Genomic DNA, 16,220 nt, shown 5'->3' with positions numbered 1-16,220 from the left:
GGGTGCCATGAGCACCCTCCTGTACCGCGTCGGTTCGGCCGGCGCCGCGCACCCCTGGCGCATCCTGTCCCTCTGGGCGGCGATCCTCGCGACCGCCGTCACCCTTGCCGTCGTCGCGGGAGGCGACACCCGCGACGACTACGACATCGCCGGCCTCGAATCGACGCCGGGCACCCACCTGCTCGTCGACCGGTTCCCCGAGATGTCCGGGACGGACGCCCGCGTGGTCGTGCACTCCCCCGACGGCGCGGTGCCCGCGGCGGAACTGTCGTCGCTGAGCGGCCGCCTCGCCGACCTGCCCGGCGTCGGGTTCGTCGCGCCACCGCGACTGTCCGACGACGGGGACACCGCGATCCTCGACGTGCGGTACTCCGTTCCCGTCACCGACTTCACCGGCTCCGAGGGCACCGCTCCGCTGGAGGCCGCCGCTGCGGACACCCGCGCCGCGGGACTGCAGGTCGAGTTCGGCGGCGAGGTGCACGAGAACGACTCGGCGCCGTCCGGTTCCGCGGAGGCGATCGGGATCGGCGTCGCGCTGCTGATCCTGGTGTTCGCGTTCGGATCGGTGGTCGCGGCGGGCCTGCCGCTGCTGGTCGCGTTGACCGGGGTCGGGGTAGGCGGGGCGCTGATCACGGTGCTGGCGGCGCTGACCGACGTGAGCACGATCGCCCCGACCGTCGCGACCATGGTCGGGATCGGTGTCGGCATCGACTACGCGCTGCTGCTGGTGACGCGGTTCGCGGACGGCCTTCGCGACGCGATGGCGCCGCGGGAGGCCGCCGGGTACGCCAACGGTACCGCGGGCGTGTCCGTGGTGTTCGCGGGATCGACGGTGCTGGTGTCGCTGTTCGGGTTGCGGCTCGCGGGCCTGCCCGTGTACTCGTCGTTCGGGTACGCGACGTTCCTGACCGTGGGCGCGGTGATGCTCGCGGCGGTGACCCTCGTGCCCGCGCTGTGCGGGCTGGCCGGGCATCGCGTGCTGGGACGCCGTGGGCGCACGAGCCGTCCCCGTTCCGCGCGTGAACCGCTGACCGCCCGCTGGGCGCGGCGGGTGGGGCGGCGTCCGTGGCCGTGGGCCGTCGGCGCGCTCGGGATCCTGCTCCTGCTCGCCGCGCCGGTGCTGCAGATGCGGACGTGGCCGCAGGACGCCGGCAGCGCTCCCACCTCGAACACCATCCGCGTCGCGCACGACCTGGTCGCCGACGAGTTCGGTCCCGGCGCGAACGGACCCCTGCTCGTCGCGGTGGACACGAGCGCAGGTGTCGACCCGGCGACCGTCGCCGCGACGCTCGCCGCGGACCCCGGTGTCGCGCGGGTGGCGCCGCCGCTGGTCAACGCGGACGGCACCGCCGCCGTCGTCACCGCGGAGCCCACGACCGCGCCCCCGGACCGGGCGACCACCGACACGCTGCACCGACTGCGCGGCGCGTTGCCCGACGGTGTCCACGTCACCGGTGTGACCGCGACGTTCGTCGACATCTCCGCCCGGCTCGCGCAGCGGTTGTGGCTGGTGGTCGCGGTCGTCGTCGCCCTGTCGGTGGCGTTGCTGACGGTGGTGTTCCGGGCGCCCGTGGTCGCGGTCAAGGCGGCGGCGATGAACCTGCTGTCCGTCGCCGCGACCTACGGGGTGATGGTGGCGGTGTTCCAGTGGGGTTGGGGTGCAGGCGTTCTCGGGCTCCCCGGTCCGACCCCGGTGTCGAGTTGGGTGCCGATCCTGATGTTCACCATCCTGTTCGGCCTGTCCATGGACTACGAGGTGTTCCTGCTCTCGCGGGTCCGTGAGATCTGGCTGCGCACCGGTGACCCGCACGGCTCGGTGGTGCAGGGGCTCGCCGCGACCGGACGCGTCATCACCAGCGCCGCCGCCATCATGATCGCCGTGTTCACCGGATTCGCCCTCGACGCCAACGTCACCGTGAAGATGCTCGGCGTCGGTCTCGCCGTCGCGGTCCTCATCGACGTGACGGTCGTGCGGATGGTGCTGGTGCCCGCCACCATGGCGCTGCTCGGCCACCGGAACTGGTGGCTGCCCACCTGGCTCGCGAAGCTGCTCCCGGGCGACGGCGTCACGGCCGACCGAAGCTCCGTCGCCGGATCTCCCGTGGTGCCTGCCCGGTGAGGTCGCGGACCGCGCGGCCGAACTGGCTGAGCCCGGCGAAGCCGCTGCGGCGCGCGATCTGCCCGATCGACAGCTCGGAGCACGCCGGATCGCCCAGCAGGTCGATACCGCAACGGACGCGGCGGCGGCGGATCAGTCCGTACACCGACTCGAGTTCCGGCTCCATCAGTTTGTGCAGGTAGCGGGTGCTGACGTTGACGCCCGCCGCGACCCGCTCCACGCTCAGGGTCGGATCGGTGAAGTGCCGCTCGATGTACTCGTACACCCGCGACCGCAACCCGCCGGTCGCGTCCGGGGTGGCGTCGACCGGGCAGACTTCCCGCAGCACCGCCAGGGCGAGGTCGACGACGGCGTGTTCGACCAGCGCCACGTCGTCGACCGCCGCCCCCGCGGTGGTCAGCGGATCGAGGACCCCGGCGAGCGCCGCCCCGACGACGGAGTTCGACAGCACCGCGCCGGCCAGGCGGCCCGGATCGAAGAACCGCGCGAGCACCGCGGCGCGGGGAAGGTAGACGAAGACCAGTTCGGTGTCCTCCGCGATGTCGAGGACCAGACCTCGGCCGAAGTCCACGCACACGACATCGCCGGCCCGCACCGTATGCAAGCCCCGGTTCTGTTCCAGCACAACGGAACCCGATCGAACACACGCCACAGCGAGGTAGCCCGACATCACGTCGCCGATCTGGTCCTGCTCCCTGATCCCGATCACGGCCGTGGACCGCAGGCGGTTCACCCGCACCGACCCGAGATCGACCGAGATCATGGTCGCCGCGAAGTTGTCCGGATCATCCGACCGAAAGCGGCACATTCCCGACAATGTCCCGATCCCCGCCGACCCGGTCATCGTGATGCCACCGTCGAAACGCCGTGACACCGCGCCGAGATTCCTGTCGCCCACCCGCCCGATTCCCCTACCCCACATGCCGAAGTCAGCCAGACCCTAGCCCGAGCCGCACGACGGGCCGTGCACCGGCGCGCCCACGACCCGACCGGCTCAGACCAGAGCCACCCCGACGAACCACCCGATCGTCGCCAGAGCGACCAGCAGCGCCCCACCGGCCACGAACGGCGCCCACATCCGCCAGTGCACGCCGCCCGACGGCGACTGCGCGTGCGCCGGCTCCGCTCCGGGCCCGTCGGCGACGGCGGCGGCTTCCGCGGCGACCGCGCCGAGCACGGTGACGAATCGGTCGGCGGTGACGGCGCCGGGCACCGGGTCCGCGGTTCCCTCGCCGGTACCGACCGCGCCCACCACCAGCTCCGACAACACCTCGGGCACATCGGGTCGCAGCGCTCCGGGCGACAGTGGACGACCGTCACCGACATGGTGGAGCCCGGTGAGCAACTCGCTCAACGCGTTTCCGAGGCCTCGCACGTCACTGCGGGCGGTCGCGGAGACCGGCACACCGGGGAACGCGAGGAACGCGACACCGTCGGAACCGACCCGCACCCGGCTCGGATGATCGATGGCGGCGACCGCACCCTCTCGGTGCCCGTCGGCCAGCACGCCGGCCAGTGACGCGACGGATGCGGCCGCGGCCTCGGGCCGGCCGACGCGCAGCAACCCCAGCGCGTGACTCTGCTTCCACTGCGCGACGACGACCGCGCGACCGTCGCGTTCGAACATGTCCAGAACCACGGCGACCGCACCGGACCGGGTCCGGCACAGCCACATCGTGCGGTCGAACAGGGCCGCGGCGCTGTCACCGTCCCCGAGGTCGATCACCGTCAGCGCGACATCGCGGGCCAGCACGGTGTCGTGGGCGCGCCAGAAGGCGGCGTCTGCCGTGCCCCCGCCCCGCTCGAGCAGGCGGTACCGACCGTCCGCGAACAGCGACCCCGGCACCAGTGCCCACACCGACGGCCGCGACGCGGCCCGCACCGGCACTCGAACCGGGAGTGGACGCAGCGACGGGGACACCGCCACCACCGGTTGCGTTGCCGACGTAGTCGTCGTCGAAGTTTCCATCCCACCCATCCTCAGCCAACCGAAGCCCCCCGACGCGCGCAACGCGAAGCGCGCGGGGCTCGAGATGTCGTGAGCGGATCTTCGCACTACGAAGGCCCGAGGAGCCTGTCCAGTTCGTCCGGTTCGGCACTCCGTGCAGTTTTCGTGGAATATCCGTGCACGGAGCGCCGAATTGTGATCGGACTCCGCCGTTCCCGGCCGACGCGAACCGGCCCGACCGGAACGGGACTCAGCCGGCGTCGAACACGTCGGGGTCGGGCCCGAGGCGGTTGCCCGCGTCCAGACCGGCGATCGCGGCGAGGTCGTCGGCGTCGAGTTCGAAGTCGAAGACCTCGAAGTTCTGCCGAATCCGATACGGCGTCACCGACTTCGGAATCACCACGTTGCCCAGCTGCACGTGCCACCGCAGCACCACCTGTGCCGTCGAACGCTCGTGCTTGGCAGCGATCCTGCCGAGGATGGGATCGTCGAGCAACCCCTTGCCCTGGCCGAGCGGCGACCAGGCCTCCGTGACGATGCCCAGCTCGGCGTGCACCGCCCGCAGTTCCTGCTGCGCGAAGTCGGGGTGCACCTCCACCTGGTTGATCACCGGCGCGACGCCGGTGTCGTCGATGATCGTGCGCAGCTGGGCGGGCTGGAAGTTCGAGACACCGATCGAGCGGACCCGCCCGTCGGCCCTCAGTTCGGTGAAGGCACGCCAGATGGCGCGGTAGTCCTCACGCACCGCCCGCGGCCAGTGGATCAGGTACAGGTCGAGGTAGTCGAGGCCGAGGCGGTCCAGTGAGGCCTCGAACTCGAAGAACACCCCGTCGCGCGTCCACGGCTGGGCGGAGTTGTTCCACAGCTTGGTGGTGACGAACAGCTCGTCACGCGGCACCCCGGACGCGGCGATCGCCCGCCCCGCGCCCACCTCGTTGCCGTAGACGGCGGCCGTGTCGATGCTGCGGTAGCCGATGCTCAGGGCGCTGGTCACCGCGGTGAAGGTCTCGTCGTCAGGGACCTGCCACACCCCGAACCCGACCGCAGGGATCGTGTTGCCGTCGGCGAGTGCCACATTCGGGACCGAGCTCACAGGAGTCATGGAACGCACCAACGACACGGGGCGCGGCGTTTGTTCCCGCCGGCGGCCGGCGGACACCGATCGAGACGCTCGTCACAATCGGCCCACCGTCCGACGCCGGTAGGGGCCGTCTCCAGGGGACTGCGACAATCGCCTCATGAGCGCCACCCTGCACGCCGACGACGTCTCCGCCGCGCGCGGCGACCGCACCCTCTTCTCCGGTCTCGACCTCGTCGTCGCCCCCGGCGACGTGATCGGCCTGGTCGGTGCGAACGGTGCGGGCAAGTCCACGCTGCTGTCGATCCTGTCCGGCGTCACCACCGCGGAGGTCGAGGGCACGGTCACCGTCAGCCCGCCGGACGCGACGATCGGTCACCTCGTGCAGGAGCCCGAACGCCTCCCCGGCGAGACGGTCCTGACCTACCTCGGTCGCCGCACCGGGGTCACCGACGCCGAGACCGAGATGAACGCGGCCGCCGAAACCCTCGAACAGCCGGGCGGCGACGACCGCTACGCCCACGCCCTGGAGCGCTGGCTCGCGCTCGGCGGTGCCGACCTGCACGAGCGGGCCGAGCAGGTCCTCGAGGACCTCGGCCTGACCGTCGTGCTGGACGCCGAGATGACGGCACTGTCGGGCGGGCAGGCCGCACGCATCGGGCTGGCGGCGCTGCTGCTGTCGCGGTACGACGTGCTGTTGCTCGACGAACCCACCAACGACCTCGACCTCGACGGACTCGAACGACTGGAACGGTTCGTCGCGCAGACCCGCACCGGCATCGTCGTGGTCAGCCACGACCGGGAGTTCCTCGCGCGCACCGTGACCGGGATCGTCGAACTCGACCTCGCGCAACAGCAGATCGCCGTGTACGACGGCGGCTACGAGTCGTACCTGACGGAGCGGGCCGTCGCCCGCAGGCACGCCCGGGAACGCTACGAGGAGTACGCGGACACGAAGGCCGGGCTCGAGGCCCGCGCCCAGATGCAGCGCAACTGGCTCGAGCACGGCGTCCGCAACACCCGCCGCAAGGCCAAGGGCGCCGACTCGGACAAGATGGGCCGCAAGGCCCGCGCCGAATCCACCGAGAAGCAGGCCGCGAAAGCCCGTCAGACGCAACGCCGCATCGAGCGGCTCGAGGTGGTCGAGGAGCCCCGCAAGGAATGGGAGCTGCGGATGGAGATCGCCGACGCGCCCCGCAGCGGCGCCGTCGTCGCCACCCTGACCGGTGTCGTGGTTGCACGTGAAACCTTCCGGCTCGGCCCGATCCACGCCCAGATCGACTGGGGTGACCGCATTCTCGTCACCGGACCGAACGGATCCGGAAAGTCGACGCTGCTGAGCGTGCTCCTCGGCCGCCTCGCCCCCGACGAGGGCACCGCGTCGCTGGGGTCCGGGGTCGCGGTCGGCGAGGTCGACCAGGCCCGCGGACTGTTCGAGGGCGACCGGACGCTGGCGGAGGCGTTCGGCGCGCAGGTCCCCGACTGGCCCGACGCGGACGTGCGCACCCTGCTCGCGAAGTTCGGCCTCAAGGGTCACCACGTGCTGCGGCCGGCGGACTCGCTCTCCCCCGGCGAACGCACCCGCGCCGCCCTCGCCCTCCTGCAGGCACGCGGCGTGAACCTGCTGGTTCTCGACGAGCCGACCAACCACCTCGACCTCCCCGCGATCGAACAACTCGAGCAGGCGATGGACTCCTACACCGGAACCCTGCTGCTCGTCACGCACGACCGGCGGATGCTGGACACGATGCGCAGCACCCGCCGGTGGCGGATGGAAGGTGGGCTGCTCGTCGAGTAGCCAGTGGTGGGGGGGGGGGCGGGGGGGCCCCCCCCCCCGCCCACCAACCCCCCCCCCCCCCGACACCCAGGTGAGGCCACAAGCAACCACAGATTGGGGCACACGCCGCCCGCCCCCCCCCCCGGGCGGTGGCGCCCCCCCGCGCCCCCCCCGGGGGGGGGGGGGGGCGGGGGGGCGGGGGGGGGGGGCGCGGGGGGGGGGGGGGGGGGGGCCGCCCCCCCCCACCCCCCACCACTGGCCGCAGGCCACCGCTCCAGGCCGGGCGTGACATAGGCTCGGCGCCATGCCTGCGCGCCTGTCCGCTCACGACGTCCTCGATCTGGTTCTCGACGCCGAAAGCTACCGGTCCTGGGACACCGCACCGGTCGAGGTGGACGCCGACGCGCACTACCGCGCCGACCTCGACGCAGCGCGCGCGAAGACCGGGCTCGACGAATCGGTGATCACCGGGGAGGGCACCATCCGCGGCCGCCGGGTCGCGGTGATCGCCTGCGAGTTCGGGTTCCTCGCCGGCTCGATCGGCGTCGCGGCCGCCGAACGCATCGTGACGGCGGTCGAACGCGCGACGGCCGAACGGTTGCCGTTGCTGGCGTCGCCGACGTCGGGCGGGACCCGGATGCAGGAGGGCACCCTGGCGTTCGTGCAGATGGTCAAGATCGCCGCCGCCATCACGGTCCACAAGGCCACCGGACTGCCCTACCTGGTGTACCTGCGCAATCCGACGACGGGCGGGGTGTTCGCGTCCTGGGGGTCGCTCGGCCACGTCACCGTCGCCGAGCCCGGCGCCCTCGTCGGGTTCCTCGGTCCGCGTGTCTATCAGGCGCTGTACGGGGAGAGGTTTCCGGAGGGCGTCCAGACGTCGGAGAACCTGTACGCGAAGGGGGTGATCGACGGGGTCGTCGAGCCGAAGTCGTTGCGGCACCTGGTGGCGCGTTCGCTGCGGGTGTTGTCCGGCGACACCGACGAGTGGGTCGACACACATCCCGAGCCGGCCGACATCCCGGACGTCCCGGCGTGGCAGTCGGTGATGCTGTCCCGGCGTGCCGACCGGCCCGGCATCCGGCAGCTGCTGCGGTACGCCGCGACCGAGCAGGTGCGGTTGTCGGGAACCGGGCAGGGCGAGGCAGACAAGACGGTGCTGGTGTCGCTGGCCCGGTTCCGCGGACAGCCCTGTGTGCTGTTCGGGCAGGACCGCAGCGGTCAGTCACCCGAGACGACAATGGGTCCCGGCGCACTGCGTGAGGCCCGCCGCGCCATGAAACTCGCCGAGGAACTGGCAATTCCGCTGGTGTCTGTGATCGACACCCTCGGTGCGTCCCTGTCGAAGGAGGCGGAGGAGCGGGGCCTGGCACCCGAGATCGCCCGCTGCCTCGCCGATCTCGTCACCCTCGGCACCCCGACGGTGTCGGTGCTGCTGGGCCAGGGCACCGGCGGCGGCGCGCTGGCGCTGCTGCCCGCGGATCGGGTGCTCGCGGCACAGAACGGCTGGCTCGCGCCCCTCCCGCCCGAAGGGGCCAGCGCGATCGTGCACCGCGACACCGCCCACGCCCCGAGAATGGCCCACGCCCAGGGCATCCGGTCTCGGGACCTGCTCCGGGACGGGGTGATCGACGCGATCATCCCGGAACTGCCCGACGCCGCCGAGGAGCCGATCGGGTTCTCCAAACGCGTCGGCGAGGCGATCGCCCGGGAACTGGCCGCCCTCGACACGGTCCCGGCCGAGCAGCGGTACACCACACGCATCGCTCGCTACCGCACCCTCGGGCTGCCGCGATGACCGCCGACACCCGGGCTCACGACTCGGCGGCTCTGACGCGGTTCGAACTGTTCCTGGTCGCCGCGGTGGCCACGGTGCTGATCACCCGCGCCTACCTCGCGGCAACCGGTTATCCCCAGATCGGCAGCGGCACACTGCACATCGCGCACGTGTTGTGGGGCGGGCTGCTGATGGCCGCCGCCCTCGTGGCCGTCGCGATCACGGAGGGCACCCGGGTGCGGGTGCTCTCGGCGCTCGCCGGCGGTATCGGCTTCGGCCTGTTCGTCGACGAGATCGGCAAGTTCGTGACCAAGGACGTCGACTACTTCTTCCAGCCGGCGATCGCGATGATCTACGTGGTGTTCGTGCTCTTCTATCTGGTTGCCCGCGAAGCGATCACCCGTGCAGGACCACCCGACGAGCGACGACTGGCCATCGGCGCCGACGCGGTCACCGACCTCGCCCTCGGGCAACTCGACGACGTCCGGCGCCGGTCCGTGCTCGCGGTGCTCGACGGGGTCCGGGACCCCCGATTCGGGGCGATGTCGGCGGCCCTTCGCGAGGCACTACTCACGCAGGACGTTCCGAAGACCAGTCTCGGCTCACGGGTCGTCCGCGCCCGCAACACCGCCGCCCGGCATGCCGAGTCCGTGCTGGGGCATCGGATGGTGCGCCGTATCGTGCTGGTGCTCTTCGTCGTCCAGGCGGCCACGACCGTCGCGTCGGTGGCGCTCGCGCTGGTCACCGTCAACGACGACGCGGCCGACAACCTGTCCGACACCCTGGTCCAGGTGTCGAGCGCGGTGTCCGGAGCGCTGGCCGTGCTCGGCGTGTGGTTCCTCTGGCGTGGACCGTACCTGCGGGCACTCCGCCTGCTCCGAGCATCGGTGATCGTCAATCTCCTGGTGACCCAGGTCTTTCTGTTCGACCAGGAGCAGCTGGGCGCGCTCACGGGCTTCGCGGTCGCGGCACTGATGCTGGCCTGCCTGCAGATCGCGATCCGCATCGAGGAGGACTTCTCCCCGACGACCGCACCGGACACTGCCTGACCCACGCAAACAGGACGGGCCGCCCGGCGTCGCGACACTCACACCACGCCGAACGGCCGTGTCGCCAGCACACATCCCGTTCGATACGTACTATCTCGATCAAATACACACGAGGGTGGTCCCGGCCGTAGGAGTGCGAGCATGATCAAGCAGATCGTTACCGGCGTCGACGACAGTGCGACAGCCTACGCCGCCGCACTACGCGCGGCCGAACTCGCCGTGGCCCTCGACGCCGACCTGCGGCTGGTGTCGGCGTACGGCAAGTTCGAATCCGAGCGCCTCGAAGCCGGCACCGAGGCGATCCTGGTCACCACCGAGCAGAGTGCATACGGCCTCGCCGGCTCCGTGCAGGCCAGAATCCGTCGCGAACTTCCCACGGCACGGATCACCATCTCCGCCGAGAGCGGAAAGCCCGCCGACGCGATGGTGCGGGTCGCGAACGACCTCTCCGCCGACCTGATCGTCGTGGGCAATCGGCGAGTTCAGGGCCCTACCCGCGTGCTGGGAAGCATCGCGCGGGACGTCGCCGCCCATGCCCCGTGTGACGTCTACGTCGTCCACACGAACTAGACGAAGGACGTCTGAATTGATCCGGGCGAAGGGCGGTGCTGCGGAGGGCGACACCGCCTCCCAGCTGATCGACGAACGCATCCGGGAACTCGGCGACTGGCGGGGTGAGAAACTCGCCCGGATCCGGGCTCTGGTCAAGCAGGCCGATCCCGACGTGGTCGAGGAGTGGAAGTGGCGCGGCGTCCCCGTCTGGTCGCACTCCGGAATCGTCTGCACCGGCGAGTCGTACAAGAAGATCGTGAAGGTGACGTTCATGAAGGGCGCCTCGCTGGCGGACCCGTCGGGGATGTTCAACTCCAGTCTCGACGGAAACACCCGGCGCGCCATCGACTTCCACGAAACCGACGAGATCGACGAGGACGCGTTCACGGCCCTCGTCCGCGCGGCCGTCGAGCTGAACGCCGGCTAGCTGCGGGAGCGACGTGCTCAACTGCCGCCCGCGGCGACGGACGGCACGATCACCGCGGCGATGACCGCCGCATTGACCGACTCGACCGCCCGGCGGACGGCGACCGCGGTCCAGTCCCCGTTCGCGATCTCCTTGGCACGCCTCCGGACCGCCTTCTTCCCCTCGTCGGGGAACACCTTCGACGCGGCGTCGACCGCGGACAGCAGCGCGATGAGGGCGGCGGTGCGCGGCTCGGGTGTCGCGCCGTCGACGAGGGCGGCCCGCAGCCGGTCGCGCACCACCCGCTCGTGCGTGGGATCGACCGACGGCCACGTCTTGGTCGGGAAGATCCCCAGCAGTTTGCCCTTCGCCTCGTGCACCCAGCCGCGCTCGACGACACGACCGAGCACCGCCTCACGCAGGTTCTTGCCGAGCTTCTCGATCGCCGCCTCCGGCTTCAACGGCTTCGACCCGCGCAGCTGCGCGACCGCGTGCGCGAGGATCGGGTCCAGCGGCGGCGTGCGATCCCGCAGGACGAGGCGACCCTTCTTCACCGCGCCCGACCCGTCGGCAGGCTCGACCACACCGTCGAGCGCCAGATCCAGCAGTACCGCACCGGCGAGCACACGCGGCACCGAAGAGCCGTCCACGACGGGTTTCCCGGTCTCGTCGTCGAGCAGGAGCAGCAGCAGGTCCTCCGCGAGCAGCGTCATGCACCCCACCGTAGTTGCCCCGGTCGCCTCCCGACGCCCGTTGCTCCCGGACGCCACCGTCACCGCTCATCGACGATTCGGCACCGCCTGCCGCACCGGCGCCGCGCCGTCCCGTCCGAGCGGTGTTGGAGGCGCCGGAATCCCCTAATGTGTAGTGCGCATCACAGCGAGGGAGAGGACACGAGTCGATGAGCGCAGTCGAGCACGCGAGCGGCGCCTACGCCGAGGCATTCCGGGAGAGCGTCGAGCAGCCGGAACGCTTCTGGCTCAACGCCGCCGAGGCCATCGACTGGGTCGACGCGCCGACGAAGGCCCTCGACGACTCCGCGGCCCCGATGTACCGCTGGTTCCCCGATGCCCGGCTCAACACGTGCTTCAACGCGCTCGACCGGCACGTCGCCGCCGGCCGCGGCGACCAGGCCGCCCTGATCCACGACTCGGCCATGACCGGCACGGTCCGCACCTACACGTACACCGAACTGCTCGACCAGGTCTCGCGCTTCGCGGGCGTCCTCACCGCCCAGGGCATCACCGCCGGCGACCGTGTCGTCGTCTACATGCCGATGATCCCGGAAGCCGCGGTCGCGATGCTCGCGTGCGCCCGTATCGGCGCCGTCCACTCGGTGGTGTTCGGCGGGTTCGCCGCCGCCGAACTCGCCGCCCGCATCGACGACGCCCAGCCGAAGGCACTCGTCACCGCGTCCGGCGGCCTCGAGCCGGGCCGGACCATCGAGTACCTGCCGATCGTCGCCCGGGCACTCGGCCTGACCGACCACGCCCCGACCACGATCATCGTCAAGGACCGCGAACAGATCCCCGGCAACGCCGCCGATCACGACGGCTGGCTGGACTGGGACGCCGCCGTCGACGACGCGACCCCCGCCGACTGCGTGCCCGTCGCCGCGACCGACCCCCTCTACATCCTGTACACGTCCGGTACCACCGGGAAGCCGAAGGGCGTGGTCCGCGACAACGGCGGCCACGCCGTCGCGCTGGCCTGGTCGATGCGCAACATCTACGACATCGGCCCCGGCCAGGTGATGTGGACGGCGTCCGACGTCGGCTGGGTGGTCGGGCACTCGTACATCGTGTACGCGCCGCTGCTGGTCGGCGCCACCACGATCGTCTACGAGGGCAAACCGGTCGGCACCCCCGACGCCGGCGCGTTCTGGCGGATCATCGAGCAGCACGGCGTCCGCGCCCTGTTCACCGCACCGACCGCGATCCGCGCCATCCGCAAGGAGGACCCGGAGGCCGCGGAGCTGGCCAGGTACGACATCTCGTCCCTGACCACGCTGTTCGCGGCCGGTGAGCGTCTCGACCCCGACACCTACGAGTGGGCCACCGAGAAGCTGGGCGCCCCGGTGATCGACCACTGGTGGCAGACCGAGACCGGGTGGGCGATCTGCGCGAACCTGCGCGGCCTCGAGCCGATGCCGATCAAGGCCGGTTCGCCGACCGTCTCGGTGCCCGGCTACCGGGTGCAGGTCGTCGACGCCGCGGGCACCGAGGTCGAGGCGGGCGCCGAGGGCAACATCGTCATCAAGCTGCCGCTGCCGCCCGGCACACTGGCCGGGCTGTGGCGCGACGAGGAGCGGTACGTGAAGTCGTACCTGTCGACGTTCCCCGGCTACTACCTGACCGGCGACTCCGGATTCGTCGACGCCGACGGCTACGTCTTCGTCCTCGGCCGCAGCGACGACGTCATCAACGTCGCCGGACACCGGCTCTCGACCGGCGCGATGGAGGCCGTCGTCGCCCGGCACGCGGCCGTCGCCGAGTGCGCGGTCGTCGGCATCAAGGACGACCTCAAGGGTCAGCGCCCCAGCGGCTACGTGGTGCTCAAGGCCGGTGCCGACATCGACCCCGAGGTGCTGCGCACCGAACTCGTGGCGATGGTCCGCGACCAGATCGGCGCCGTAGCCACGTTCCGCGACGTGACGGTCGTGCAGGCGCTGCCGAAGACCCGGTCCGGCAAGATCCTGCGCAAGACGATGCGGCAGATCGCCGACCACGAGGACTACACGGTGCCGTCCACGATCGAGGACCCCGCCGTCCTCGATGCCCTCGCGAAGCTGCTCGGCCCGACCCCGTGAGCACCGGTGGGCGCCGGCCGGGCACTACCGGCGTCCACCGTTCCGGCGTTTCCCGCGCCTCGCCCGGAAGCGACCTCGGTTCTGTGGAGGTTCCACGGCCTGCCTCGACCACTCGGGCGAGGAGCGGGCCTACATTCGGTACATGACTCTTCCCGCTCGTGCCGCCCTGCTGACCGCCGGCCTCGCTGCCGCCTCGACCCTGCTCGGCCCCGCCGTCGCCGCCGGGTCTCCGGTGTCCTCCCTACCGCTGTTGCAGAGCACGTGCAGCTTCACCCAGATCGACGCCGCGCTCCACGCCACCGCGCCGGGCCTCGGGTCTCTCCTCGACTCGTACCCCCAGGTGGAACGCCAGCTGACCGTACTGTTCGACCAGCCCGCCGACCGACGCCAGCGAGAGGTCGACCTGTACCTCGCCGCCAACCCACAGCTCGCGACGACGGCCGATCAGCTTCTCACCGGCCCCCGAGCCGAGATGATCCACGGCACCCTCGCGGTCGTCGCCGCCACCTGCCACAACTACTGAAACCGGACAGGCACAATGGCGGGGTGACCGAGACCGGATCCGCCACCGTCCTGGTGGTCGACGACGACAACGACGTGCTCGCCTCCCTGCGGCGGGGCCTGCGTCTGTCCGGGTTCACCATCCTCACCGCCTCGAACGGGGCGGAGGCGCTGTCCGTGGTCGCGGACCGCTCCCCCGACGCGGTCGTGCTCGACATGAACATGCCGGTCCTCGACGGCGCCAGCGTCGTCACCGCCCTGCGGGCGATGGGCAACGACGTCCCGATCTGCGTGCTCAGTGCCCGCTCCTCGGTGGACGACCGGGTCGCCGGGCTCGAGGCCGGCGCCGACGACTACCTGGTCAAACCGTTCGTGCTGGCCGAACTGGTCGCCCGCATCAAGGCGATGCTCCGCCGGCGTGCGACCGCCGCGACACCCACCGGGACCGCCGGACCGATCGAGGGCAGCGTCACCGTCGGCCTGCTCACCGTCGACGTACTCGGGCGACGCGCAATCGTCGACGGCCACGAAATCGATCTGACCAAACGGGAATTCGAGCTTCTCGCGGTACTCGCCCGCAACCACGGCGTCGTCCTCACGCGGGAACGGTTGCTGGAACTGGTGTGGGGCTACGACTTCGTCGCCGACACCAACGTCGTCGACGTGTTCGTCGGCTACCTGCGCCGAAAGCTGGAGGCGCACGGGCATCCTCGGATTCTGCAGACGGTGCGCGGGGTCGGATTCGTGCTCCGTGACGCCTCGTGAGCACGTGGTGAGCCGGCGCCGGTCCTATTCGCTCCGCGCCCGCGTCGCCGCCGCGGCCGCACTCGGCGCCACCGTCATCGTCGCCCTGCTCGGCATCTTCGTCTCGGTGGCCATCTCACGAAACAACATGGCGCAGTTGGATCGTCGCCTCGACACGGCGTCCCGGGTGCTGGTCGCGAACGTCGCCACGGCCGCATCGTTCCTGCCGACGTTCGGTGACGGCGGCGCCTTCGCGGTCACCATCCGGTCCACCGGCACCGGCGACGTGATCGCGAGCACCCCGACCCGGTTGCCCGAACTCGACCCGGGCGCCGCGACGGTCCGGGTCGACGGCACCGACTATCGCGTCGCGACGACGGAGATCCCGAACACCCCGCTCGTGATGTCACTGGCCGTCCCGGCCTCCGAGGCGAGGGACGTGACCACCGACCAACGCCAGTGGGTGCTGATCGCGGGAGCCTTCGCCATCGCCGCCGCGACCGCCCTCGGCTGGGTGTTCGGCGGTCGGGCGGTCCGCCCGATCGTGCAGTTGACGCACCAGATCGCCAGCGACGCCCCGCAACCCGCGAAGGTGTCCGGGGTAAGCGAGGCGGAGGAACTGGCGTTGGCGATCGAGAAGATGCTCGCCCGGATCGCCGACGCCCAACGCCAGACCGGCGCCGCCCTGGAAACGGCCCGCGACTTCGCCGCCGTGTCGGCCCACGAGCTGCGCACCCCGCTGACCGCGATGCGCACCGACATCGAAGTGCTCACCACCCTCGAACTCGACGAGTCGCAACGCGCCGAGATCCTCGCCGACCTGGCCCGCACCCAGGGCCGGGTGGAATCCACCCTGGCGGCTCTCGAACGGCTCGCCTCCGGCGAACTGTCCAGCGAGAAGGACCACGTCCCCACCGACCTCGCGGAACTGTGCGACGCGGCCGCCCAGGACGCGCAGCGGCAGCACCCGAACCTGACCGTGCGGGTCGACGCCGACCCGTCGCTGGTGATCCGCGGACTGCCCGCAGGCATGCGGCTCGCGGTCGACAACGCGACCGCGAACGCGGTCCGGCACGGCGGTGCCACCGAGGTCGTGTTGGCGGTGCACCGGCGAACCGACGGCACCATCCGGCTCACCGTCGACGACAACGGCCGCGGCATCCCCGAATCCGAGCGCGAGGTGGTGTTCGAGCGTTTCCGCCGTGGCGTCGGCGCGGCGGCAGGCGGATCCGGGCTCGGCCTGGCCCTGGTCGAGCAGCAGGCCCAGCTGCACGGTGGCCGCGCCTGGTTCGAGGACAGTGCGCTCGGCGGAGCCCGTCTGGTGTTCGAGTTCCCGAACCGCCTCTGACCCCGCTGCCCCTGCGGCTGCCCCTGCGGCTGCCCCTGCGGCTGCCCCTGCGGCTGCCCCTGCGGCTGCCCCTGCGGCTGCCCCTGCGGCTGCCCCTGCGGCTGCCCCTGCG

14 protein-coding genes are annotated in these 16,220 nt (G+C 71.4%); 10 read left to right on the top strand and 4 right to left on the bottom strand.

Going from position 1 to position 16,220, the window contains the following annotated elements:
- Positions 1 to 7: 7 nt before the first annotated feature.
- Complete coding sequence (locus ACFYVR_RS26100; protein WP_387478988.1) at positions 8 to 2,119, top strand: MMPL family transporter; 2,112 nt, start codon at positions 8 to 10, stop codon at positions 2,117 to 2,119.
- Here ACFYVR_RS26100 and ACFYVR_RS26095 read toward each other — a convergent pair.
- The 3 genes from ACFYVR_RS26095 to ACFYVR_RS26085 form a co-directional block, all read right to left on the bottom strand.
- Positions 2,067 to 3,017, bottom strand: a complete 951-nt coding sequence (locus ACFYVR_RS26095; protein WP_387478986.1) for a helix-turn-helix domain-containing protein — start codon at positions 3,015 to 3,017, stop codon at positions 2,067 to 2,069. The two genes, ACFYVR_RS26100 and ACFYVR_RS26095, sit on opposite strands and share 53 nt — an antisense overlap.
- 96 nt (positions 3,018 to 3,113) lie before the next feature.
- Positions 3,114 to 4,088 (bottom strand): hypothetical protein, encoded by a 975-nt coding sequence (locus ACFYVR_RS26090; RefSeq protein WP_387478983.1) that lies wholly within the window; start codon positions 4,086 to 4,088, stop codon positions 3,114 to 3,116.
- A gap of 229 nt (positions 4,089 to 4,317) precedes the next feature.
- Positions 4,318 to 5,169 carry an aldo/keto reductase gene (locus tag ACFYVR_RS26085; RefSeq protein WP_387478980.1) on the bottom strand — a complete coding sequence of 284 codons (852 nt, stop codon included), beginning with the start codon at positions 5,167 to 5,169 and terminating at the stop codon, positions 4,318 to 4,320.
- Positions 5,170 to 5,305: 136 nt separating this feature from the next.
- Here ACFYVR_RS26085 and ACFYVR_RS26080 point away from each other — a divergent pair, with 136 nt between their 5' ends.
- From ACFYVR_RS26080 to ACFYVR_RS26060, 5 genes are all read left to right on the top strand, one after another.
- Complete coding sequence (locus tag ACFYVR_RS26080; protein WP_387478977.1) at positions 5,306 to 6,943, top strand: ABC-F family ATP-binding cassette domain-containing protein; 1,638 nt, start codon at positions 5,306 to 5,308, stop codon at positions 6,941 to 6,943.
- Between the two features lie 283 nt (positions 6,944 to 7,226).
- The gene (locus ACFYVR_RS26075; RefSeq protein WP_387478974.1) at positions 7,227 to 8,720 is read left to right on the top strand and encodes a carboxyl transferase domain-containing protein; all 1,494 of its coding nucleotides are present in this window, start codon (positions 7,227 to 7,229) and stop codon (positions 8,718 to 8,720) included.
- Positions 8,717 to 9,748 carry a hypothetical protein gene (locus ACFYVR_RS26070; RefSeq protein WP_387478971.1) on the top strand — a complete coding sequence of 344 codons (1,032 nt, stop codon included), beginning with the start codon at positions 8,717 to 8,719 and terminating at the stop codon, positions 9,746 to 9,748. Before ACFYVR_RS26075 ends, ACFYVR_RS26070 begins: the two co-directional genes overlap by 4 nt.
- Before the next feature lie 141 nt (positions 9,749 to 9,889).
- Entirely contained in the window at positions 9,890 to 10,318 is a 429-nt protein-coding gene (locus ACFYVR_RS26065; protein ID WP_387478968.1) for a universal stress protein, read from the top strand.
- A 19-nt stretch (positions 10,319 to 10,337) separates the two neighbouring features.
- A complete protein-coding gene (locus ACFYVR_RS26060) occupies positions 10,338 to 10,727 on the top strand; it encodes a DUF1801 domain-containing protein (protein ID WP_387479019.1) in 390 nt (129 codons plus the stop codon).
- Positions 10,728 to 10,744: 17 nt separating this feature from the next.
- Here ACFYVR_RS26060 and ACFYVR_RS26055 read toward each other — a convergent pair whose 3' ends face one another.
- On the bottom strand, positions 10,745 to 11,419 hold the full coding sequence (locus ACFYVR_RS26055; protein ID WP_387478965.1) for a GPP34 family phosphoprotein: 675 nt from the start codon (positions 11,417 to 11,419) through the stop codon (positions 10,745 to 10,747).
- 188 nt (positions 11,420 to 11,607) lie between these two features.
- Between ACFYVR_RS26055 and ACFYVR_RS26050 the strand changes: the two genes are divergently transcribed.
- From ACFYVR_RS26050 to ACFYVR_RS26035, 4 genes are all read left to right on the top strand, one after another.
- A complete protein-coding gene (locus ACFYVR_RS26050; protein WP_387478962.1) occupies positions 11,608 to 13,515 on the top strand; it encodes a propionyl-CoA synthetase in 1,908 nt (635 codons plus the stop codon).
- Positions 13,516 to 13,657: 142 nt separating this feature from the next.
- The gene (locus ACFYVR_RS26045) at positions 13,658 to 14,038 is read left to right on the top strand and encodes a hemophore-related protein (RefSeq protein WP_387478959.1); all 381 of its coding nucleotides are present in this window, start codon (positions 13,658 to 13,660) and stop codon (positions 14,036 to 14,038) included.
- A gap of 23 nt (positions 14,039 to 14,061) precedes the next feature.
- The gene (locus ACFYVR_RS26040; protein ID WP_387478956.1) at positions 14,062 to 14,781 is read left to right on the top strand and encodes a response regulator transcription factor; all 720 of its coding nucleotides are present in this window, start codon (positions 14,062 to 14,064) and stop codon (positions 14,779 to 14,781) included.
- Positions 14,768 to 16,108 (top strand): sensor histidine kinase, encoded by a 1,341-nt coding sequence (locus ACFYVR_RS26035; RefSeq protein WP_387478953.1) that lies wholly within the window; start codon positions 14,768 to 14,770, stop codon positions 16,106 to 16,108. The genes ACFYVR_RS26040 and ACFYVR_RS26035 overlap by 14 nt, the downstream gene beginning before the upstream one ends.
- Positions 16,109 to 16,220 lie beyond the last annotated feature (112 nt).

It is taken from the genome of Rhodococcus sp. NPDC003318 (genome assembly GCF_042879035.1).
In the GTDB taxonomy this organism is placed as follows: domain Bacteria; phylum Actinomycetota; class Actinomycetes; order Mycobacteriales; family Mycobacteriaceae; genus Rhodococcus_G.
Note: the sequence above shows the minus strand (reverse complement) of the source record. Positions and strands in the feature narration are given on the sequence as shown.

Coding starts and splice junctions, on each gene's coding strand:
- ACFYVR_RS26070 (WP_387478971.1), top strand. CDS start 8,717: ATGACCGCCGACACCCGGGCTCACGACTCGGCGGCTCTGACGCGGTTC.
- ACFYVR_RS26045 (WP_387478959.1), top strand. CDS start 13,658: ATGACTCTTCCCGCTCGTGCCGCCCTGCTGACCGCCGGCCTCGCTGCC.
- ACFYVR_RS26075 (WP_387478974.1), top strand. CDS start 7,227: ATGCCTGCGCGCCTGTCCGCTCACGACGTCCTCGATCTGGTTCTCGAC.
- ACFYVR_RS26050 (WP_387478962.1), top strand. CDS start 11,608: ATGAGCGCAGTCGAGCACGCGAGCGGCGCCTACGCCGAGGCATTCCGG.
- ACFYVR_RS26055 (WP_387478965.1), bottom strand. CDS start 11,419: ATGACGCTGCTCGCGGAGGACCTGCTGCTGCTCCTGCTCGACGACGAG.
- ACFYVR_RS26085 (WP_387478980.1), bottom strand. CDS start 5,169: ATGACTCCTGTGAGCTCGGTCCCGAATGTGGCACTCGCCGACGGCAAC.
- ACFYVR_RS26080 (WP_387478977.1), top strand. CDS start 5,306: ATGAGCGCCACCCTGCACGCCGACGACGTCTCCGCCGCGCGCGGCGAC.
- ACFYVR_RS26090 (WP_387478983.1), bottom strand. CDS start 4,088: ATGGAAACTTCGACGACGACTACGTCGGCAACGCAACCGGTGGTGGCG.
- ACFYVR_RS26100 (WP_387478988.1), top strand. CDS start 8: ATGAGCACCCTCCTGTACCGCGTCGGTTCGGCCGGCGCCGCGCACCCC.
- ACFYVR_RS26065 (WP_387478968.1), top strand. CDS start 9,890: ATGATCAAGCAGATCGTTACCGGCGTCGACGACAGTGCGACAGCCTAC.